This window comes from Pseudomonas sp. Choline-02u-1, from assembly GCF_002836515.1.
GTDB lineage: Bacteria > Pseudomonadota > Gammaproteobacteria > Pseudomonadales > Pseudomonadaceae > Aquipseudomonas.
On sequence record NZ_PJBC01000001.1, the window covers coordinates 178,702 to 198,601 of the forward strand.

General features: G+C 60.8%; 20 protein-coding genes. 15 read left to right on the forward strand and 5 right to left on the reverse strand.

Annotation, left to right across the window (positions count from 1 at the left end; all coding sequences use genetic code 11):
* Positions 1–122: 122 nt before the first annotated feature.
* The 3 genes from CXF97_RS00890 to CXF97_RS00900 are packed head-to-tail and all read left to right on the forward strand — an operon-like array spanning position 123 to position 3,667.
* Positions 123–1,313: a Gfo/Idh/MocA family protein gene (locus tag CXF97_RS00890; protein ID WP_101155287.1), complete on the forward strand. Its 1,191-nt coding sequence runs from the start codon at positions 123–125 to the stop codon at positions 1,311–1,313.
* Complete coding sequence (locus CXF97_RS00895) at positions 1,303–2,385, forward strand: sugar phosphate isomerase/epimerase family protein (protein ID WP_371918355.1); 1,083 nt, start codon at positions 1,303–1,305, stop codon at positions 2,383–2,385. The genes CXF97_RS00890 and CXF97_RS00895 overlap by 11 nt, the downstream gene beginning before the upstream one ends.
* Before the next feature lie 43 nt (positions 2,386–2,428).
* On the forward strand, positions 2,429–3,667 hold the full coding sequence (locus CXF97_RS00900) for a nucleoside permease (protein WP_101155289.1): 1,239 nt from the start codon (positions 2,429–2,431) through the stop codon (positions 3,665–3,667).
* Between the two features lie 79 nt (positions 3,668–3,746).
* Here the strand turns inward: CXF97_RS00900 and CXF97_RS00905 are convergent, their stop codons facing one another.
* Positions 3,747–3,965, reverse strand: coding sequence for a hypothetical protein (locus CXF97_RS00905; RefSeq protein ID WP_101155291.1), 219 nt, complete (start codon positions 3,963–3,965; stop codon positions 3,747–3,749).
* Between the two features lie 682 nt (positions 3,966–4,647).
* Here CXF97_RS00905 and CXF97_RS00915 point away from each other — a divergent pair.
* Both CXF97_RS00915 and CXF97_RS00920 read left to right on the forward strand, forming a co-directional pair.
* Complete coding sequence (locus CXF97_RS00915) at positions 4,648–5,484, forward strand: AraC family transcriptional regulator (protein WP_101155295.1); 837 nt, start codon at positions 4,648–4,650, stop codon at positions 5,482–5,484.
* A 54-nt stretch (positions 5,485–5,538) separates the two neighbouring features.
* A complete protein-coding gene (locus CXF97_RS00920) occupies positions 5,539–6,135 on the forward strand; it encodes a LysE family translocator (protein ID WP_101155297.1) in 597 nt (198 codons plus the stop codon).
* Here CXF97_RS00920 and CXF97_RS00925 read toward each other — a convergent pair.
* Positions 6,132–6,902, reverse strand: coding sequence for an AraC family transcriptional regulator (locus CXF97_RS00925; RefSeq protein WP_101155299.1), 771 nt, complete (start codon positions 6,900–6,902; stop codon positions 6,132–6,134). The two genes, CXF97_RS00920 and CXF97_RS00925, sit on opposite strands and share 4 nt — an antisense overlap.
* Positions 6,903–7,122: 220 nt before the next feature.
* On the opposite strand from CXF97_RS00925, the gene CXF97_RS00930 reads away from it, so the two are divergent.
* The 5 genes from CXF97_RS00930 (at position 7,123) to CXF97_RS00950 (ending at position 13,599) form a co-directional block, all read left to right on the forward strand.
* Positions 7,123–8,748, forward strand: a complete 1,626-nt coding sequence (locus CXF97_RS00930) for an APC family permease (RefSeq protein WP_101155301.1) — start codon at positions 7,123–7,125, stop codon at positions 8,746–8,748.
* 22 nt (positions 8,749–8,770) lie between these two features.
* The gene (locus CXF97_RS00935) at positions 8,771–9,697 is read left to right on the forward strand and encodes a 4-hydroxyproline epimerase (protein ID WP_101155303.1); all 927 of its coding nucleotides are present in this window, start codon (positions 8,771–8,773) and stop codon (positions 9,695–9,697) included.
* A 54-nt stretch (positions 9,698–9,751) separates the two neighbouring features.
* On the forward strand, positions 9,752–10,699 hold the full coding sequence (locus CXF97_RS00940; protein ID WP_101155305.1) for a dihydrodipicolinate synthase family protein: 948 nt from the start codon (positions 9,752–9,754) through the stop codon (positions 10,697–10,699).
* A gap of 64 nt (positions 10,700–10,763) precedes the next feature.
* Positions 10,764–12,356, forward strand: a complete 1,593-nt coding sequence (locus CXF97_RS00945; protein WP_101155306.1) for an aldehyde dehydrogenase (NADP(+)) — start codon at positions 10,764–10,766, stop codon at positions 12,354–12,356.
* On the forward strand, positions 12,346–13,599 hold the full coding sequence (locus CXF97_RS00950) for an FAD-binding oxidoreductase (protein ID WP_101155308.1): 1,254 nt from the start codon (positions 12,346–12,348) through the stop codon (positions 13,597–13,599). Before CXF97_RS00945 ends, CXF97_RS00950 begins: the two co-directional genes overlap by 11 nt.
* Here the strand turns inward: CXF97_RS00950 and CXF97_RS00955 are convergent.
* Positions 13,596–13,805 (reverse strand): DUF2945 domain-containing protein, encoded by a 210-nt coding sequence (locus CXF97_RS00955; RefSeq protein WP_076563378.1) that lies wholly within the window; start codon positions 13,803–13,805, stop codon positions 13,596–13,598. The two genes, CXF97_RS00950 and CXF97_RS00955, sit on opposite strands and share 4 nt — an antisense overlap.
* 163 nt (positions 13,806–13,968) lie before the next feature.
* Between CXF97_RS00955 and CXF97_RS00960 the strand changes: the two genes are divergently transcribed.
* From CXF97_RS00960 to CXF97_RS00970, 3 genes are all read left to right on the forward strand, one after another.
* Positions 13,969–14,196 carry a hypothetical protein gene (locus CXF97_RS00960; RefSeq protein ID WP_101155310.1) on the forward strand — a complete coding sequence of 76 codons (228 nt, stop codon included), beginning with the start codon at positions 13,969–13,971 and terminating at the stop codon, positions 14,194–14,196.
* Between the two features lie 146 nt (positions 14,197–14,342).
* Positions 14,343–15,392, forward strand: coding sequence for an NAD(P)-dependent alcohol dehydrogenase (locus tag CXF97_RS00965; protein ID WP_101155312.1), 1,050 nt, complete (start codon positions 14,343–14,345; stop codon positions 15,390–15,392).
* 130 nt (positions 15,393–15,522) lie between these two features.
* On the forward strand, positions 15,523–16,221 hold the full coding sequence (locus CXF97_RS00970; protein WP_305881863.1) for a tRNA (adenine(22)-N(1))-methyltransferase TrmK: 699 nt from the start codon (positions 15,523–15,525) through the stop codon (positions 16,219–16,221).
* A 570-nt stretch (positions 16,222–16,791) separates the two neighbouring features.
* Here the strand turns inward: CXF97_RS00970 and ycaC are convergent.
* A complete protein-coding gene (ycaC, locus tag CXF97_RS00980) occupies positions 16,792–17,421 on the reverse strand; it encodes an isochorismate family cysteine hydrolase YcaC (protein ID WP_016774235.1) in 630 nt (209 codons plus the stop codon).
* Positions 17,422–17,687: 266 nt separating this feature from the next.
* Between ycaC and CXF97_RS00985 the strand changes: the two genes are divergently transcribed.
* Both CXF97_RS00985 and CXF97_RS00990 read left to right on the forward strand, forming a co-directional pair.
* Positions 17,688–18,398: an SDR family NAD(P)-dependent oxidoreductase gene (locus CXF97_RS00985; protein ID WP_101155318.1), complete on the forward strand. Its 711-nt coding sequence runs from the start codon at positions 17,688–17,690 to the stop codon at positions 18,396–18,398.
* A gap of 93 nt (positions 18,399–18,491) precedes the next feature.
* Positions 18,492–19,454, forward strand: a complete 963-nt coding sequence (locus CXF97_RS00990; RefSeq protein ID WP_101155320.1) for a LysR family transcriptional regulator — start codon at positions 18,492–18,494, stop codon at positions 19,452–19,454.
* Here the strand turns inward: CXF97_RS00990 and CXF97_RS00995 are convergent.
* Complete coding sequence (locus CXF97_RS00995) at positions 19,429–19,896, reverse strand: MarR family winged helix-turn-helix transcriptional regulator (RefSeq protein WP_101155322.1); 468 nt, start codon at positions 19,894–19,896, stop codon at positions 19,429–19,431. The two genes, CXF97_RS00990 and CXF97_RS00995, sit on opposite strands and share 26 nt — an antisense overlap.
* Positions 19,897–19,900: the final 4 nt, after the last annotated feature.

Consider the following 19,900-nt stretch of genomic DNA (forward strand, 5'->3'; position numbering starts at 1 on the left):
CGAAATGCTGTCAATCATCCGCTCTCGTTTGACACCCGGCTGTTTCGCGCCTAGATTTTGCTCCACGATGTAACCGGTTACATCATTGATCAGAATCGCATCCAGCTACCGAGACGACTGCCATGTACGCTGCCGCAACAAAAATAAGAATGGGTTTTGTCGGAGGCGGTGAAGGCGCCTTCATCGCCCGCGCCCACCGGCAAGCTGCCGGCCTGGATGGACGCTTCGAACTGGTCTGCGGCGCGTTCAGCCGCGACTGCGAGAATAATCAGCGCACCGCTGCTGCACTGGGTGTGCCCGCCGAGCGTTGTTACGACGATTGGCAAACACTGCTCACCGGCGAGGCCGCACTGCCCGCCGAACAACGCATGCAACTGCTGATCATCGTCACGCCCAATCATCTGCACGCACCGATTGCCCGTGAAGCATTGAGCGCCGGTTTTCACGTGTTCAGTGAGAAACCCGCGGCGCTTAACCTGGCCGAGGTGCAAGCGCTGCATTCGGTGGTCATCAATAGCCAGCGCATTTACGCGCTGGCGCACACCTACCTCGGCTATGCGATGGTCTGGCAGGCCCGCGAGATGGTCGCCAGCGGCGTGCTCGGGCGCGTGCGCAAAGTCATCGTCGAATACCCGCAAGGCTGGCTCAGCACCGATGTCGCCGGGCAAGGCAACAAACAGGCCGGCTGGCGCGACGACCCGGCGCAATCCGGGATCGGCGGCTGCATCGGCGACATCGGCACCCACGCATTTTCCCTGGCCGAATTTGTTGCCGGTCAGCCGATCCAGTTCATCAGTGCAATGCTTGGTTCGCATGTCGAGGGCCGGCAGCTGGATGACGATGTGGCGATGCTCTTCAAGATGAGCGACGGCGCCAGCGGCGCATTGCTTGCCAGTCAGGTTTGCGCCGGTGAAGAAAATCCGCTGAAGATCCGCGTCTACGGGGACAAGGGTGGGCTGGAGTGGCGGCAGGAAGAGCCGGCCAGTCTGATTCATCGGCCATTGAATGAATCGATGCGCGTGCTGCGATCCGGGGTCGGTCAGCCGTGGTTGTGTGCCGCCGCAAACCAACGCATGCGCCTGCCTGCCGGGCATCCTGAAGGTTATCTGGAGGCCATGGCCAATCTGTACGGCGATCTCGCAGAGGCAATTCTTCACGACACCGGACGCCATCAGGCGCCGGGTGTACCGGGTATCGAGACAGGCCTGCGCGGCATGGCTTTCATCGAAACCGCCATTGCCAATCACCTGGGCAACGCAAAGTGGAGCGAGATCCCGGGCCAACTGACAGGAGCCACGAACAATGATGAATGATCAGCAGACCGCTACGGGCCTGAAAGGCCCGGGCATCTTCCTCGCACAGTTCATCGCTGATGAAGCGCCCTTCGACTCGCTCGCCAACATCGCCAAATGGGCGGCGTCGCAAGGTTACAAAGCCATCCAGGTACCGACCCTCGGCACACGGTTCATCGATTTGCAGTGCGCTGCTGAAAGTCAGGATTACTGCGACGAACTTATCGGCGTCTGCGCCCGCGCCGGTGTAGTCATCAGCGAGTTATCGACGCACCTGCAAGGGCAACTGGTCGCGGTACATCCGGCATTCGACAGCCTGTTCGACGACTTCGCCCCAGCGGCACTGCGCGGCAAACCCGGCGAGCGCACCGAGTGGGCCATCGAACAGCTGAAACTGGCTGCCCGTGCCAGTCAGCGCTTGGGACTCACCGCCCACGCAACTTTTTCCGGCGCCCTGCTCTGGCCCTACGTCTATCCGTGGCCGCAACGCCCGGCTGGATTGGTCGAGCAAGGCTTCGCTGAACTGGGCAAACGCTGGCTGCCGATACTCGACTGCTTCGAAGAGGCTGGCGTTGATCTGTGCTACGAAATCCATCCTGGCGAGGACCTGCATGACGGCGCGTCGTTCGAGCAGTTTCTCGAAGCGGTGAATCATCATCCTCGCGCTGCGATTTTGTATGACCCGAGCCATCTGTTGCTGCAGCAGATGGACTACCTCGGCTTCATCGATCGCTACCACGACCGCATCCGCATGTTCCACGTCAAGGATGCCGAATTTCGCCCCGATGCGCGTTCCGGCGTCTACGGCGGTTATCAGGGCTGGGTCGAACGCCCCGGGCGCTTCCGTTCGCTGGGCGATGGCCAGATCGATTTCAAATCGATCTTCAGCAAATTGTGCCAATACGACTTCAACGGCTGGGCGGTGCTGGAGTGGGAATGCTGTCTGAAAGATTCCGCGCAGGGTGCGGCTGAGGGTGCGGCTTTCATCGAGCGGCACATGATCCGCAAGACCGCCAAGGCGTTCGACGATTTCGCCGGGGTCAGCGCTGACGCCGCTTCCAATCGGCGCCTGCTCGGCCTGGCCGACGACTGATTCAGCCGCGTTTACCGACATAAAAACAATACGGTGATCTGAAATGAACGTAATGAATGCGCGACTCAGCGTGATGATGTTTTTGCAGTTTTTTATCTGGGGTGGCTGGTTCGTCACCCTCGGCACTTTTCTGGCTACGACGCTCGCTGCCAGCGGTGCGCAGGTCGGCATGGCGTTTGCTACGCAATCCTGGGGCGCGATTGTGGCGCCGTTTGTCATCGGCCTGATTGCCGATCGGTTTTTCAATGCCGAACGCATTCTTGCGGTGCTGCATCTGCTCGGTGCGGTGCTGCTCTATCAGCTCTATCGCGCAGCGGACTTCAGCGTGTTTTATCCCTACGTACTCGCCTACATGATGGTCTACATGCCAACGCTGGCACTGGTCAACGCCGTGGCGTTCCGCCAGATCAAAGATCCGGCGCTGGAGTTCTCGCGCATTCGCGTGTGGGGCACGGTGGGCTGGATTGTCGCCGGCGTGGTTATCAGCTTCGTATTCGCCTGGGACTCGCAACAAAGCATCGTGGCGGGAGGCTTGCGCAATACTTTCCTGATGTCCGCCGTGGCGTCGCTGCTGTTGGGGCTTTACAGCTTCAGCCTGCCGAACACTGCGCCGCTGAAGAACGCCGCAGGCGCATCAAGCCTCAAGCAGATGCTCGGCGTCGATGCGCTGGGTTTGCTCAAAGATCGCAGTTATCTGGTGTTCTTCCTTGCCTCAATCCTGATCTGCATCCCACTGGCGTTCTATTACCAGAATGCCAATCCGTTTCTGGCCGAGATCGGCGTGCCCAACCCAACGGCAAAGATGACCATCGGTCAGGTGTCGGAAGTGCTGTTCATGCTGCTGTTGCCGCTGTTCATCCATCGTTTTGGTATCAAGATCGCCCTGCTGGTGGGCATGGCGGCATGGGCGTTGCGTTATGTGCTGTTTGCTTTCGGCAATAACGACGATCAGGCATTCATGTTGTTGATCGGCATTGCCCTGCACGGCGTGTGCTACGACTTCTTTTTCGTTTCCGGGCAGATCTACACCAACGCAAAGGCACCGGAACGCTTCCGCAGCTCAGCGCAAGGCTTGATCACCTTGGCCACGTACGGGTTGGGCATGTTGATGGGTTTCTGGATTGCGGGGCGGATCACTGACCACTTCACTTCGAGTGCGGGCCATGACTGGAGAAGCATCTGGCTGTTCCCTGCCGGTTTTTCCGTGGCGGTATTGCTGTGTTTCTGGGCAACGTTCAAGGGTCGCAATCGCGACAAGGCCGTACTGCCGACGACGATTTAACTGAAGATCGTGGCGCTTGAGCCAAACGAATGCCGCTTGTGTTTGAGGCGGCATTCGCTGTCGATGCTCATTGTTGCACTCAAGCTGTACGGCGTTCGAGCAGGCGGTCGGCACCGCCTTCAGCGACCAGGTTACCTTTCAGGCGATCGGAGCCGTCGGCAGCGACTGCATCGCTGAACAATGGATCGGTTTCGGTCGCGGCTACGGCGTCACTGAACAGTGGATCGGTTTCAGTGGCAGCGAAGGCATTCAGTGCAAAAACCGAGAAAGCGATACCGAGGATAGTCTGGCGTTTCATGATGGTGTGCTCCGAGGTGCAGTGGTTGGGAATGGAACCGATCTTACGCCGCATCGTGGATATGAGAACTTCATTGACTTAATGGTTGTCATTGACGCAATCAATAGCTGGTCGAGCATGAGCCACCATCGGGCCGATATTCGTGATATTGCTTACGTCTCCAAGCGAAACGCCTTACAAAGTCGAAAAGCATAAAACCGAAAATCTTATATTTGACAGCCTTATGCACACGAAAAAGACCCGTACCAGTCGAAACCGAAACGGGTCTTTCTCACTCAGACAACCTTTGCAAGTCGTCAAAGTGATCTCGCAGGAACTCGTAAAAGCGCAAGGCTTTCAACAATCCCCATTACAAGGCTCAGCGTTCGCAGCAAAAGCTTCAAACGTTTAGGCCTCCAGGGCTGGCGGCCAAACCTGCAGCAAACTTACCGGACCATGCGTGCCTTCAGCCGACTGGTTAAGGGGGCTGGTGAAGCACATGGCTTCGATCGCAAATCGAGGCCAACCAAAAACCGCCCCGCGAAGGCGGTTTTTTTTCGTCTGCATTTTCTTGCGAAACCCTTCTCCCATCACATCTCCCAGCTCGAGTTCCCCTCCTCACCTGCACAAATCTTCTAAACACTCTCCAGCTCCACGCGGTATCGTAAAAACGCCCCTGCTCAACCGCCCCTGGAGTACTCCCATGGACAAACGCAACTGGATCTCCCTGTCCCAGGATGTCGATACCGGGATCGAGTCGATTCGTGCGCATTTCCGTGGGCATGCTTACGATCCGCACTGGCACGACAGTTTTCTCGTCGGCGTTACCGAGCAAGGCGTGCAGCAGTTCAATTGTCGACGTGTGCGTCATCGCAGTACGCCGGGGCATGTGTTTTTGCTTGAGCCGGGTGAAATCCACGATGGCCATGCGCCGACCGAGGACGGCTTCACCTACTCGATGCTGTACCTCGATCCGCACTGGCTGGAGCGCGAACTGCACGCGCTGTTCGAAGAGGCACCCGCCGACAGCCACCCGGGCTTTGCCGATACCCTGAGCCACGATCCGCGTCTGTCGATGGCAATCGTGCAAGCCTTCCACGCCTTGCACGACGGTGACTTGCGCATCGTCCGGCAGACTGCGCTGGATGGCCTGCTGGCGTCCCTCACCCGCCATCTCGACTGGCGCAAGCGTCAGGACTTCGATCCGCGCCTGCCACTGGTTGCGCAGGTTGCGCGCGACTATCTGCATGCCCACACCTATGAAGAAATCGGCCTCGACGACCTAGCGCAAGCCTGTGGTGTCGATCGTTTTCGCCTGACCCGCGCGTTCAAGGCCGCTTTCGGTCTGGCACCTCACGCCTACCTGATCCAACTGCGACTGGCCAAGGCGCGGCAATTGCTCGCGCGCGGCGAGACGCCAGCGCAGGTGGCCAGCGTGCTTAGTTTTGCCGACCAGAGTCACCTCGGTCGCTGGTTCCGCCGCGCCTATCAACTGACCCCGGCGGACTACCGCAGACGCTGCTCAAATCTTCCAGACTGAGGCCTTCGCGCTGACGATCATGGTGTCCTGTTTCGACATTCAGGAATCTGCACCATGGCGTCTTTACTGCCCTTTCTGCTGTTTGCTTTCGTTGCCTCGATCACCCCGGGGCCGACCAATATTCTGGTGCTGAGCCACAGTTCCCGGCGCGGATTGATTGCCACGTTGCCGATCATTTTCGGCGCCTGTGCGGCGGCGGCGCTCATTGTGCTGGTGGTCGGGCTCGGCGCTGGCGAAACCCTGTTGCGCTTTCCGCGCGTGCAGCAAGCCATGGCTTGGGCTGGCGTGCTCTGGTTGAGCTGGCTGGCGTGGCAGATCTTTCGCAGCCAGCCGCCATCGCTGGACCCGAATGCCGCCCAGGAACAAGGCTTGAGCGTATTCGGCGCGGCGCTGCTGCAACTGGTCAACCCGAAGGTGTGGATGATGGCTGTGGCCGTGGTCAGCGTATTCGTTGGCGGCGGCGACAAGACGCTACGCCTGCTGGTGTTGTCGCTGGCATTTCTGCTGGTATCGCTGCCGTGCATGACGCTCTGGGCGCTGCTTGGAGTCGGCAGCGCGCGGTTGCTCGGTTCACCGCAAGCGTTCAAGCGAATGAACGCGGCACTGGCCTTTCTTCTGCTGCTTTCGGCCTGGTTGGCCGTGTTGGTCTAATGCCCGGTCGCCTGCCGGTATTCGCGCGGTGTAAACCCGGTCGAGGCCTTGAACTGACGGGTAAAAGCGCTGTGATCGGTGTAGCCGCATTGCAGCGCAACCTCCGTGATCGGCAAGTCGCTGTGCAGCAAGCGATGCGCATGCTCCAGCCGGACTTTCTGAATCATCTGCCGTGGCGTCAGGTGAAAAACGCGTTTGCAGTAGCGCTCCAGTTGCGCCACGGAAATCCCGGCGATGCGCGTCAGTTCACCCAGCGTCACCCGCCGGTTGAAGTTGCCGCGAATGTATTCATCGACAGCCGCCAGGCGCTCGAAAGCCGGATGGGTTTCGCTGGCTGACTGCAGATCCACCGAGATCCCCACCAGGCCGATGATCGTCCCGTCACGGCTGTAGATCGGCCGCTTGTGGGTCAGGCACCAGCCCGGCTCGCGACTGCCATACAGGTGCAGTTCGAGCTGATCCTCCAACACGAAACCTTCCTCCAGCACTTTGCGATCCTGTTCGGTGTATCCCGGGCCCAACTGCGCCGGGAAAACCTGCGCACTGGTTTTGCCGAGCAACGGGCGCAGGTCCTTCAAGCCACAACGCTGCACCAGCGTGCGGTTGGCCAGCACATAGCGCGCTTGCAGATCCTTGATGAAGATCGCCGCATTGGGGATCACATCGAGTATCGGCAACAGTTGCGCGACACCCGCGACCATCTCTTCGAGAGTCTGCGCACGCAAGCCGTCAGTGCCCTGGCACAGGATCGAAAACGCTGACTGCATCAAAGACTCTCCTCGAACTGAACCACCACAGACGCCACTCGCCAGCAGATTGCAGCAACGTCGCCGCCCTGTCGAGGCCGCGCATTCATCGCTGCCACTGTGCTGAATTCGTCATCGATCCCTGCATAAAACATCAATCGCCGCTGCCGTCGACCGGTGCAAAGTCTGCTCGTCCCCGTGACACAACTGCCTATCCAATAACTCACAAGAAGGCGATGCCATGTCAGGCCAAGGCAAGTTCAAAAAACAGCTTTCATTGATCGACCTCACCTTTATCGGACTCGGCGCGATCTTCGGCTCCGGCTGGTTGTTCGCCGCCAGCCATGTCTCGGCGATTGCCGGGCCGGCGGGGATTTTCTCCTGGCTGCTGGGCGGTTTCGCCGTGTTGCTGCTGGGCATCGTCTACTGCGAACTGGGCGCCGCATTGCCCCGTGCCGGTGGCGTGGTGCGCTACCCGGTTTACTCCCACGGCCCGCTGCTCGGCTACCTGATGGGCTTCATTACCCTGATTGCGTTTTCCAGTCTGGTAGCGATCGAAGTGGTCGCCTCGCGCCAATATGCGGCGGCGTGGTTTCCCGGCCTGACCAAGGCTGGCAGTGGCGACCCGACGATCCTTGGCTGGCTGGTGCAGTTCGGCCTGCTTTGCGTGTTTTTCCTGCTCAACTACCGCAGCGTGAAAACCTTCGCCAAGGCCAACAATCTGGTCAGCGTGTTCAAATTCATTGTGCCGCTGCTGGTGATCGGCGTGCTGTTCACCTTTTTCAAACCGGAGAATTTCCACGTTCAGGGCTTCGCTCCGTTCGGACTGTCCGGCGTGGAAATGGCCGTCTCCGCTGGCGGGATCATCTTTGCCTACCTTGGCCTGACGCCGATCATTTCAGTGGCCAGCGAAGTGAAAAATCCCCAGCGCACCATTCCCATCGCGCTGATTCTGTCGGTGCTGCTGTCGACCCTGATCTACGTGCTGCTGCAAATGGCCTTCCTCGGCAGCATTCCGACAGAAATGCTTGCCAACGGCTGGGCCGGCATCAGCAAGGAATTCGCCCTGCCTTATCGCGACATCGCCCTGGCGCTTGGTGTCGGCTGGCTGGCGTATCTGGTGGTCGCCGATGCGGTGATTTCGCCGAGCGGCTGCGGCAACATCTACATGAACGCCACGCCGCGCGTGATCTATGGCTGGGCGCAGACCGGCACCTTCTTCAAGGTCTTCACCCACATCGATGAAAAGTCCGGCATCCCGCGTCCGGCGCTGTGGCTGACCTTCGCCCTGTCGGTGTTCTGGACCCTGCCGTTTCCATCGTGGGAAGCGCTGATCAACGTGGTCTCCGCCGCGTTGGTGCTGAGCTATGCGGTAGCGCCGGTGTCGGTGGCGGCGCTGCGCCGCAATGCGCCGGACATGCCGCGCCCCTTCCGGGTCAGAAGCATGGGCCTGCTCGGGCCAGTGTCGTTCATCATCGCGGCGCTGATCGTCTACTGGTCGGGCTGGAACACCGTGTCGTGGCTGCTCGGCCTGCAAATCCTGATGTTTGTCATCTACCTGTTCTGTGGCCGCTTTGTGCCCACCTCGCACTTGAGTCTGGCGAGTCAGGTGCGTTCATCGGCGTGGCTGATCGCCTTCTACGCGGTGACCATCGTGCTGTCGAAACTCGGCACCTTCGGTGGTCTGGGCATCCTCGCCCATCCGTTCGACACCATCGTCGTCGCCGCTTGCGCCACCGGTATTTACTACTGGGGCGCAGCGACCGGCGTGCCTGCCCATCTGCTGCGTCTGGACGACGAGGACGAAGAAAGCGAAAGCCCCGCGCCCTCGCCCACCGTCAACGCCCGACCTGCCGGTGCCTACTGAAATCATCCAACGGGATCTCTTCATGAAACGAGTACACGTCATTGATTCCCACACCGGCGGCGAACCGACGCGGCTGGTCATGAGCGGCTTCCCCGAGTTGCCCGGCAAGAGCATGGTCGAGAAACGCGACGCCCTGCGCAGCCAGCACGATCAGTGGCGCCGCGCCTGTCTGCTGGAACCACGCGGCAACGATGTGCTGGTCGGCGCGCTGTATTGCCCGCCCGCCTCGGCGGACGCGACCTGCGGGGTGATTTTCTTCAACAACGCCGGCTACCTGGGCATGTGCGGCCACGGCACCATCGGCCTGGTCAACTCGTTGCAGCATTTGGGGAAAATCCAGCCGGGCCTGCACAAGATCGACACGCCGGTGGGGCAAGTCAGCGCGACGCTGCACGACGATGGCTCGGTCACCGTGGGCAACGTGCCGGCTTACCGTCATCGCAAACAGGTGCCAGTGGACGTCCCCGGTTTTGGCCGCGTAGTCGGCGATATCGCTTACGGCGGCAACTGGTTTTTCCTCGTTTCCGAGCATGGCCAGACATTGACCATGGACAACGTCGAGCACCTGACGGCGTACACGTGGGCGATGCTCAAGGCGCTGGAAGATCAGGGCATCTCTGGGGAAGACGGCGCGGTCATCGACCACATCGAACTGTTCGCCGATGACGATCAGGCCGACAGTCGCAACTTCGTCATGTGCCCCGGCAAAGCCTACGACCGCTCGCCGTGCGGCACCGGCACCAGCGCCAAACTCGCCTGCCTGGCGGCCGACGACAAACTGCAACCGGGCGCGCCGTGGGTGCAGGCGAGCATCACTGGCAGCCAGTTCGAAGGCCGTTTCGAATGGGAGGGCGAACGCATTCGCCCGTTCATCACCGGCCGCGCCTTTATGACCGCCGACAGCACCTTGCTGATCGACGACAGCGACCCGTTCGCGTGGGGCATCTGAGCCGCCGCGCCGACCTTTCACCTCGAATCAAACGAAATGCCAAGGAGTTGAATCATGAGCGACAACATCTTCACCGGTTGCATGCCGGCCCTGATGACCCCGTGCACCACCGAGCGCAAACCGGACTTCGACGCGCTGGTGACCAAGGGACGCGAGCTGATCGATGTCGGCATGAGCGCCGTAGTCTATTGCGGCTCGATGGGCGACTGGCCGCTGCTCACCGAAGCCGAGCGCCAGGAAGGCGTGGCACGGCTGGTGGCTGCCGGGGTGCCGACCATCGTCGGTACCGGTGCGGTGAATACCCGTGAAGCGGTTTCCCACGCAGCGCATGCGGCGAAAGTCGGCGCGCAAGGCTTGATGGTCATCCCGCGCGTGCTGTCCCGTGGCGCTTCGGCGACGGCGCAAAAGGCTCACTTCGCCGCCATCCTGCAAGCCGCACCGAACTTGCCGGCGGTGATCTACAACAGCCCTTATTACGGCTTCGCCACCCGCGCCGACCTGTTTTTCGAACTGCGCCGTGAGTACCCGAACCTCATCGGTTTCAAGGAATTCGGCGGCGGCGCGGACCTGCGCTACGCAGCTGAGAACATCACTTCCAAGGATGACGACGTGACGCTGATGGTCGGCGTCGACACGCAAGTGGTGCACGGTTTCGTCAACTGCAACGCCACCGGCGCCATCACCGGCATCGGCAACGCCCTGCCCCGCGAAGTGCTGCAACTGGTTGCGCTGAGCAAGCAGGCCGCGCAAGGCGATGCCAAGGCCCGGCGCCAGGCGCGGGAGCTGGAGTCGGCGCTGGCGGTACTGTCGTCGTTCGACGAAGGTTGCGATCTGGTGCTGTATTACAAGCATTTGATGGTGCTCAACGGCGACAAGGAATACACCCTGCACTTCAACGAAACTGACGTGCTGAGCGACTCGCAACGGCGCTATGCCGAGAAGCAATATTCGCTGTTCCGTCATTGGTACGAAAACTGGTCGGCCGAGCAGAACTTCGCCTGACTACTACCTGCCGCGAGTCAACACGATTCGCGGCAGGCCTCGTTGATTTTCACAGGAAGACACCATGACTCTGACGGGCAATATGCTGATCGGCCAGCAAGCCGTGGCGGGCAATCGTCCAGCCTTTTGCGGGATCAATCCGGCGACTAACCAGGCACTCGAACCGCAGTACGCCGGGGCGTCAGCCGAACAGGTCGAACAGGCCAGCGCCCTGGCCTGGGCGGCGCAAGACGCCTATCGCGAAACCAGCCTGAGCACCCGTGGCGCATTCCTCGACAGCATTGCCGAGCACATCGAAAACCTTGGCGACGAACTGATCGAACGCGCCCACGCCGAAACCGGTTTGCCGCGCGCACGCCTTGAGGGTGAACGCGGGCGCACTTGCCAGCAATTGCGCCTGTTCGCTCGCACGGTGCGCGCCGGTGAATGGCTCGACGTGCGCATCGACAACGCGCAACCGCAACGCCAACCGTTGCCCCGTTCTGACTTGCGGCAACGGCAGATTGCCCTGGGGCCTGTGGCGGTATTTGGCGCGAGCAACTTTCCGCTGGCGTTTTCCGTGGCCGGTGGCGATACCGCTGCAGCACTGGCGGCCGGTTGCCCGGTGATCGTCAAGGCGCACAGCGCCCATCCCGGCACCAGTGAACTGGTCGGCCGCGCAGTGGCTCAAGCGGTCAAGGCCTGCGGTTTGCCCGAGGGCGTGTTTTCCTTGTTGTTCGATTGCGGGTACGAAGTGGGTATTGCGCTGGTCGGCGACTGGCGCATCAAAGCCGCCGGTTTCACCGGCTCGCGCAGCGGCGGGCTGGCCTTGATGAAAGCCGCGCAAGCGCGGCCGGAGCCGATTCCGGTGTATGCGGAAATGAGCTCGATCAACCCGGTAGTGCTGTTTCCTGCCGCGCTGGAAAATCGGCCGCAGGCGTTGGCCGAAGGATTTGTCGCGTCGCTGACACTCGGCGCCGGGCAGTTCTGCACCAACCCGGGATTGCTGATTGCCCGTCACGGCCCAGCGCTCGATAAGTTTCTCAGCGCGGTGGCTGATCTGATCCCCCGCAGCCCGGCGCAAACCATGCTCACACCCGGCATTTTCGGCGCCTATCAAGCAGGCGTGACGGCTTTGCAAGACAATCCTGGTGCACGCGCGGTAGCGGCTGGCCAACCCGGCAACGGCCCGAATCAGTGTCAAGCGCAAGTCTTCAGTACCGACGCGGCGGATTTTCTTGCCGATCAGCGTTTGCAAGCCGAGGTCTTCGGCGCTGCATCGCTGATCGTGCAATGCAGCAGCGAGGAAGAAATTCGTCAGGTCTGCGCACACCTTGAAGGCCAACTGACGGCGACGTTACACATGGATGACGCCGACCTTGCTTTGGCGCGCACGTTGCTGCCAACCCTCGAGCGCAAGGCCGGGCGCTTGCTGGTCAATGGCTGGCCGACCGGCGTGGAAGTCTGCGAGGCGATGGTTCATGGCGGGCCTTACCCGGCGACCTCGGATGCGCGCAGCACCTCGGTCGGCACTGCGGCGATCCTGCGTTTCCTGCGGCCGGTGTGCTATCAGGACTTCCCCGACAGCTTGCTGCCGACGGCGCTGCAACAGACCAATCCACTGCACCTGCGACGTCTGCTTGATGGCCATCGGGAAGCGACACGCCATGGCGAATAACCCTTCGCACGACGTCGCCGTGGTCGGCGCTGGAATCATTGGTGTGGCTTGCGCACTGCGCCTGGCGCGTCAGGGTTTGCGCGTGGTGGTCATCGATCAGCAGGAACCGGGGCATGGCGCTTCGTTCGGCAATGCCGGGCATCTGGCCACCGAGCAGGTGTTCCCGATTGCTGACGCGTCGATCCTCAAACGCTTGCCGGCCATGCTGATGGACCCGATGGGGCCGCTGCGCCTGGACTGGAAATATCTGCCGCGCGCCCTGCCGTGGTTCACCCGGTTGCTGCTGAATCTGCGGCCTGAGCCTTTCCAGAAAACCGTTGCAGGCCTGCGCGCGCTCAATGACAGCAGCCTGGATGCGTGGCAGCGCTTGCTCGGTGATATCCAGCGCGCGGATCTGCTCAGGGTTGACGGCTCGTTACTGGTCTTTGAAAAACCCGAATCCCGGCAAGCCATCGAAGCCTTGCAGGCACGACTGCATCAGCAGCAGGTACCGGTCGATTACTGGCAGGCCGGGGCGATCCGCGAAACGGCGCCGCAGCTCAGCGAACAGATTCAGGGCGGACTGTTTTTCCCGCGCACCGGGCACTTTCTCGACCCGTATCGGGTGGTGTGTGCGCTGGTCGAGACGGCTCGCAGCAGCGGCGTGAGTTTTCTCAAGCAACGGGTTCAGGGCGGCTACGTGCAGGAAAACGGCGTTCTACTGGTGACCGGCAACGGCGGTGTAACGGCCAGCCACGTGTTACTGGCTTGCGGTGCGCATTCGGCGAAACTCACCACCGCGCTGACCGGCAAGCAGGTACCGCTGGACACCGAGCGAGGCTATCACCTGATGCTGCCACACGAGCATGATCGCCTGCCCTTCCCCGTCACCTCACTGGAACGCAAGTTCATCATGACGCCGATGGGCGAAGGCCTGCGCCTGGCCGGCACGGTCGAGTTCGCCGGGCTGGAGCGACCGGCAAACATGGCGCGCGCCTGGCAGTTGCAGCGCTTGAGCCAAGGCCTGTTCCGCAAGGATCTGAACGCTGATGGCGCGACGCCGTGGATGGGGTTTCGACCATCACTCCCGGATTCGCTGCCAGTGATCGATCAGGTCTGCGACGGCAAGGTCTTGCTTGCCTTCGGTCATCAGCATCTTGGGCTGACCCAGGCGGCGGTCACAGCTGAGATGATCGGGAAAATGGTTTCAGGCGCCACCCTCGCGTTGCCCAATACCGAGCCCTACCGACTGGCGCGTTTCTAAACGTGCTTCAGCGCGTCGCCGTGATGCATGGCCAGATGGCCGGTCTTGTCGCTCTTGACCTCGTACTGCGGCGCGTCTTTCGAGGCCGGGCGGTGGCGGCCCATGAACTCGGTGTCGCGGGTGTGCACCTTGACCACTTTGCCGTGAATCTCGCCGGCCTCGGAATTCCAGCGCACCGCATCGCCGACCTTGAATGAGCTGCTCATCATTGCGTCCTCGCCTCTGGCTTGTTGGTTTATGGAGCCGTGCGCGCTGGAGAAATTCCGCATTTCTGCGAGGCGACCATCGGCAGGCAAAAAAATCGAACGGCGAAAATTGTCCGCACCTCCAACGTGCACGAGCCGTAAAACCGTAACGAGGAGGTGTGAGATGAATAATGATCAAGGCAAGCAAGGTGACGATCCACTCCCAACCACACCGGATCCGCTGAGTCCGGGGCGTACCGAGGTGGATCCGATGAAGGAGCGCGGCATCGACGAACTGCCCGACAACGAAGGTGAAATCCCGCTGGATAATGACGATGCCGGATTGGACCCCGAGCAGGTGCGGCAGGAAACCGATAACGCCGAGATGGACGATCAGCCCAATCCGCGGTGAGCCTTCAATCGCAGCCGTCGCCCTACGGCTGCCTTTGGCTTATGCGTCAACGGCAGAATCAGGCAAGCATTTCACAGAAATGCACTACCTCGCGCTCGGACCCCCGCGCAACAATGAGCGTCCGACAACCCATGGAGGATGCTCACATGCTGGTACAAGCTTACGGCGCCCACGCTGGCGACAAACCTCTTGAGCCGATGCAGATCAACCGCCGAGCCCCGGCGGCGCATGACGTGCAGATCGATATCGCCTTCTGCGGCATCTGCCATTCCGACCTGCATCAGGTGCGCGCGGAATGGGCAGGCACGCAATTCCCCTGCGTCCCCGGCCATGAAATCGTCGGCCGCGTCTCAGCGGTTGGCAATCACGTCAAAGACTACAAGGTCGGCGATCTGGTCGGTGTCGGTTGCATCGTCGACAGCTGCCAGCACTGCGACGACTGCGACTCCGGCCTGGAAAACTACTGCGACGGCATGATCGGCACTTACAACTTTCCGACCCCCGACGCACCAGGCTGGACCCTCGGCGGATACTCGCAAAACATTGTCGTGCACGAGCGCTACGTGTTGCGTATTCGTCATCCCGAAACGCAACTGGCCGCCGTCGCGCCACTGCTCTGCGCTGGCATCACCACTTATTCGCCGCTACGCCAGTGGAACGCCGGCCCCGGCAAGAAAGTCGGCGTGGTCGGCATCGGTGGTTTGGGGCACATGGGCATCAAACTGGCCCACGCCATGGGCGCCCACGTCGTCGCATTCACCACTTCCGAATCCAAGCGTGAAGCCGCCAAGGCACTGGGCGCGGACGAAGTGGTGGTGTCGCGCAATGCCGAGGAAATGGCAGCACACGCCAAGAGCTTCGACTTCATCCTCAACACCGTCGCCGCGCCACACGATCTTGACGCGTTCCTGGTTCTGCTCAAGCGTGATGGTGCCTTGACCCTGGTCGGTGCGCCTGCTTCGCCGCATCCTTCGCCAAACGTGTTCAACCTGATCACCAAGCGGCGGACCATTGCCGGCTCGATGATCGGCGGCATTCCCGAGACTCAGGAGATGCTCGATTTCTGCGCCGAGCACGGCATCGTTTCCGACATCGAATTGATCCGTGCCGACCAGATCAATGAGTCCTACGAGCGTATGCTCAGGGGCGATGTGAAATATCGCTTCGTCATCGACAACGCAACCCTCGCCGGCTAATCGCCAACGTCCATCGGCAGCGACGTGCTGCCGATGGCTTAAGGGATTCCATCGGCGCGATTTGACAGCGCCAGCGTTGCTCGCCAGAGTCGCACCCCTTTTTCCACCGTTGGGTGAACAGGGGTCGCCGTTGAACCAACAGACATTGTCCATGCGCCTTGAACGCGTCGCTGCCCATGTGCCGGTCGGCGCACGGCTGGCCGATATCGGCTCCGATCACGCTTATCTGCCGGTAGCCCTGATGCGCCGGGGCCTGATTACAGCGGCGGTGGCTGGTGAGGTCGCGCGCACGCCGTTCCATGCAGCGCAACGCACCGTCAATGACAGCGACCTGCACAGCCACATCAGTGTGCGCCTGGCTGATGGTCTGGCAGCGATCAGCCCTGAAGATGCGATCACCGCCATCACCCTGTGCGGCATGGGCGGCGAAACCATTCGCGATATTTTCCAGAGCGGTAAAGCTCACCTCAATGGCCACGAACGGCTGATCCTGCAGCCCAACGGCGGCGAGCAAGCGTTGCGTCAGTGGTTGATGAATAACGGCTACCGCATCGTCTGTGAGGAGGTGCTGCACGAGAACCGCTTCGACTACGAAATCATCGTTGCCGAGCGTGCCTCTGATCCGGTGAATTACGATGCCAGGGAACTGTTTTTCGGCCCCCTGCAGCTGCAGATGCGCACCCCTGCCTTTGTGCGAAAGTGGCAACGCAGGCTGAGTCAGCGGCAGAAGACGCTGGGGCAGTTCACGCAAGCGCAACAGGCGTTACCCGAGGACAAAATCGGGGCGCTGAGGCAAGAGGTGCAGTGGATCAGCGAATTGCTTGGGTGACTGTGCCGCCGTCTGCGCGGGCAAGCCCGCTCCCACAGGGGTTTCGGGATTGGCGTGAAATTTTGCTGCAGCGCCTGCCAACTGTGGGAGCGGGCTTGCTCGCGAAGGCAATCTGTCAGTTGTCATCGTTGGTGACTGTGCCGCCGTCTTCGCGGGCAAGCCCGCTCCCACAGGGGTTTCGGGGTTGGCGTGAAATTTTGCTGCAGCACCTGCCAACTGTGGGGGCGGGCTTGCTCGCGAAGGCAATGTCAGTTGTCATCGTTGGTGACTGTACCGCCGACTTAGCGGGCAAGCCCGCTCCCACAGGGGTTTCGGGATTGGCGTGAAATTTTGCTGCAGCACCTGCCAACTGTGGGAGCGGGCTTGCTCGCGAAGGCAATCTGTCAGTTGTCATCGTTGGTGACTGTGCCGCCGTCTTCGCGCGCAAGCCCGCTCCCATAGGGGTTTCGGGATTGGCGTGAAATTTTGTTGCAGCACCTGCTCGCTTCCACAGGGCTAGTCGAACTCTGGTTTCCGTTTGAAAAATGAAAAGCCTGCTGTTGAAAGCAGGCTTTTTCGTGGGCGGTGAACTTACTTCTGCTGCGTCAACGCCGAGTAGCTGTTCATCAGGTTGCGGTAGTTGGGGATCCGCTGCGACAGCAGGTTGCCCAGGCCTTCGATGTCGTTGCGCCAGTCGCGGTGCAGCTCACAGGCCACCGAGAACCAGTTCATCATCTGCGCGCCGGCCTGAGTCATGCGGCTCCACGCGGCTTGCTGCACGGTGGTATTGAACGTGCCGGAGGCATCGGTCACCACAAACACGTCAAACCCTTCTGCCAGTGCCGACAGGGTCGGGAACGCGACACACACATCCGTCACCACACCGGCAATGATGATCTGCTTGCGGCCGGTAGCCTTGATCGCCTTGACGAAATCTTCGTTGTCCCAGGCGTTGATCTGGCCAGGGCGAGCGATGTACGGCGCGTCCGGGAACATCTCTTTCAACTCTGGCACCAGCGGGCCGTTCGGGCCTTGTTCGAAACTGGTGGTGAGGATGGTCGGCAGGTCGAAAAACTTGGCCAGATCCGCCAGTGCCAGCACGTTGTTCTTGAACTCGTTCGGCGAGAAGTCCTGCACCAGTGAGATCAGACCGGTCTGGTGATCAACCAGCAGCACGATAGCGTCGTCTTTGTTCAGGCGGTTGTAGGTTGGAGTGGTCATGGTGTACGTCCCTTTTCAAGTTTGAAGTTTTGTTGTTGCGTTCAAGTTGGGTACAGATTACTGACGCACAGCAAAGGGATAAATCGGCTGAAAAGCGTTTCACCGTCTACTTGAACAGGACAATCACTACCGCCCCGACCCGATTCGATACACCGCAGTACAAATGATGTACCTCCGCCCCCATTTATCAACTCCGCGCAACTTCCTAAAGTCGCCTCCAACAGCCACCCGCCATCCCGACGGGGCCGGCGACAGAGGAAACCATCATGAGCACATCGAAAAAAGTAGTTGTCATCACCGGCGCCTCGCAAGGCATCGGCGCAGGTCTGGTCGAAGGCTTTCGCGCCCTTGGCCATCAAGTGGTCGCAACCTCGCGCTCGATCAAAGAGTCGAGTGACCCGGATGTTCTGACGGTCGCTGGCGACATCGCCGATCCGCAAACCGCCGAGCGAGTGATTCGCGCTGCAGTAGCCCGGTTTGGTCGTGTCGATACGCTGGTCAACAATGCCGGAATCTTTCTGGCCAAGCCGTTCACCGCTTACAGCCAGGCGGACTATGCCCAAGTCGTGGCGACCAACATGAGCGGCTTCTTCTACATATCGCAACTGGCCATCGCCGAGATGGAAAAACACGGCAGCGGCCACGTCGTCAGCGTGACCACCAGCCTGGTTGATCATGCAATCGATGGCGTGCCTTCGGTATTGGCGTCGCTGACCAAGGGCGGCATCAACGCCGCGACCAAATCCCTGGCGATCGAGTACGCCAAGCGCGGCATTCGGGTCAACGCGGTGTCGCCGGGCATCATCAAGACGCCGATGCACGCCGAGGACACCCATCAGGCCCTGGGCAGCCTGCATCCGGTCGGCCACATGGGGGAAATCGACGACATCGTGCAAGCGATCCTCTACCTCGACGGCGCAAATTTCGTCACGGGCGAGATCCTGCATGTCGACGGTGGTCAGAGCGCCGGCCATTGAGCGAAACCGGCAATGCCGCCGGTGGATACCGGCGGTGTCGCTGGTTGTGGTACACAGAGGATGAACGTCCGTCGAACCTCGGTGCGAGCCACAATGAAACGCCATTTTGAAGACTTGCAGTTAGGCAGTATCGAACTGTTCTGCCTGGCTGCCGAAGCCGGCAGCTTCACGGCTGCCGCGCAACGGGCCGGGGTCACGCCGGCGGCTGTCAGCCGGTCGATTTTGCGTCTGGAACAACGCCTCGGTTCGCGACTGTTCACCCGCACCACGCGCAGCATCCGCCTCACCGACGCCGGGCGCAGCTTCTTCGAACAATGCAGCCAGGCCTTGACGCAACTGGTCGAAGCGCAGCAGGAAGTCATGGGCGCGCAGACCTCGCCGTCGGGGCGACTGCGCATCAGCCTGCCAACCACCTACGGACATCACCGCATCCTGCCGCTGCTGCCGAAGTTTCGTGCGCTGTACCCCGAGGTCACGGTCGACGTGCATTTGGGCAATCGCAATATCGACTTCGTCGAAGAGGGCTACGACCTGGCGATACGCGTTCGCGCGCAACCGGACTCGACCCTGATCGCTCGCCTGCTGGAAGATGCCAGCCTGGTGGTGGTCGCCACCCCCGAATATTTGCAAAGAGCCGGCACGCCACAGACGCTAAAGGATCTCATCGGGCACGAGTGCATCCAGTTCGAATTGCCCAGCAGTGGTCGGCGGATTTCCTGGCTGTTTCAGGAAAACGGCCGAGACCTGGAAGTGATTTCCGACGGCGGCTATTCCTGCTCCGACGATGTGCTCGGCGGTGTGACGCTGGCCAAACACGGCGCCGGGCTGTTTCAGACTTATCGATTCATCGTCGAGCAGGAACTCGCCGATGGCCGCCTGATTGAAGTGCTGCAGCCGTACGCCGGGCGTTCACGGCCGTATACCCTGCTCTACCCGCACGGCCGCTATGTGCCGCAGCGGGTGCGGGCGTTTATGGATTTTCTGCTGGGATTTCGTGATGAATGGGCTGGCTCTTACAGTGCGTCGTTGCTCACTGCGCCGGATCGTACTCGTTAACGTTCGGCACCTGCGCATGCAGGCGCCCCAGCAGTTCGATCAGCGTATCGACTTCCGCTTCCGACAAGCCGCTGAGCAAACGCCGCTCACGCTCCAATGCCACTTTCAGCACACGTGCATGCAGTGCCTTGCCGCTGGCGGTGAGGCTGACCGTATTGCGCCGCGCATCCTTCGTGTCGACCTGACTGCGGATATGCCCGGCTTTCTCCAGCGCCTGCAATGAGCGGCTGACCGCGCTCTTGTCGAGGCCGATGGTTTGCGAAATGCGGTTGGCGGTGATGTCGTTTTCCACCGCCAGCATCGAGAGCATGCGCCACTCGACCACGCCAATACCGAAGTGCTTGCGATAGCACTGCGAAGCGCCCGCCGAGAGCTTGTTGGAAAGGAAATTCAACAACGCGGGAACATAACGAGACAGGTTCAATTGCGGTTCTGCAGACATCGAA

Bases quoted from the DNA above. Each gene is read 5' to 3' on its own strand.
- CXF97_RS00945 (WP_101155306.1), top strand. From the start codon at position 10,764: ATGACTCTGACGGGCAATATGCTGATCGGCCAGCAAGCCGTGGCGGGC.
- CXF97_RS00955 (WP_076563378.1), bottom strand. From the start codon at position 13,805: ATGAGCAGCTCATTCAAGGTCGGCGATGCGGTGCGCTGGAATTCCGAG.
- CXF97_RS00960 (WP_101155310.1), top strand. From the start codon at position 13,969: ATGAATAATGATCAAGGCAAGCAAGGTGACGATCCACTCCCAACCACA.
- CXF97_RS00905 (WP_101155291.1), bottom strand. From the start codon at position 3,965: ATGAAACGCCAGACTATCCTCGGTATCGCTTTCTCGGTTTTTGCACTG.
- CXF97_RS00930 (WP_101155301.1), top strand. From the start codon at position 7,123: ATGTCAGGCCAAGGCAAGTTCAAAAAACAGCTTTCATTGATCGACCTC.
- CXF97_RS00995 (WP_101155322.1), bottom strand. From the start codon at position 19,896: ATGTCTGCAGAACCGCAATTGAACCTGTCTCGTTATGTTCCCGCGTTG.
- CXF97_RS00890 (WP_101155287.1), top strand. From the start codon at position 123: ATGTACGCTGCCGCAACAAAAATAAGAATGGGTTTTGTCGGAGGCGGT.
- CXF97_RS00935 (WP_101155303.1), top strand. From the start codon at position 8,771: ATGAAACGAGTACACGTCATTGATTCCCACACCGGCGGCGAACCGACG.
- CXF97_RS00895 (WP_371918355.1), top strand. From the start codon at position 1,303: ATGATGAATGATCAGCAGACCGCTACGGGCCTGAAAGGCCCGGGCATC.
- CXF97_RS00915 (WP_101155295.1), top strand. From the start codon at position 4,648: ATGGACAAACGCAACTGGATCTCCCTGTCCCAGGATGTCGATACCGGG.
- CXF97_RS00920 (WP_101155297.1), top strand. From the start codon at position 5,539: ATGGCGTCTTTACTGCCCTTTCTGCTGTTTGCTTTCGTTGCCTCGATC.
- CXF97_RS00925 (WP_101155299.1), bottom strand. From the start codon at position 6,902: ATGCAGTCAGCGTTTTCGATCCTGTGCCAGGGCACTGACGGCTTGCGT.
- CXF97_RS00940 (WP_101155305.1), top strand. From the start codon at position 9,752: ATGAGCGACAACATCTTCACCGGTTGCATGCCGGCCCTGATGACCCCG.
- ycaC (WP_016774235.1), bottom strand. From the start codon at position 17,421: ATGACCACTCCAACCTACAACCGCCTGAACAAAGACGACGCTATCGTG.
- CXF97_RS00950 (WP_101155308.1), top strand. From the start codon at position 12,346: ATGGCGAATAACCCTTCGCACGACGTCGCCGTGGTCGGCGCTGGAATC.
- CXF97_RS00990 (WP_101155320.1), top strand. From the start codon at position 18,492: ATGAAACGCCATTTTGAAGACTTGCAGTTAGGCAGTATCGAACTGTTC.
- CXF97_RS00965 (WP_101155312.1), top strand. From the start codon at position 14,343: ATGCTGGTACAAGCTTACGGCGCCCACGCTGGCGACAAACCTCTTGAG.
- CXF97_RS00985 (WP_101155318.1), top strand. From the start codon at position 17,688: ATGAGCACATCGAAAAAAGTAGTTGTCATCACCGGCGCCTCGCAAGGC.
- CXF97_RS00900 (WP_101155289.1), top strand. From the start codon at position 2,429: ATGAACGTAATGAATGCGCGACTCAGCGTGATGATGTTTTTGCAGTTT.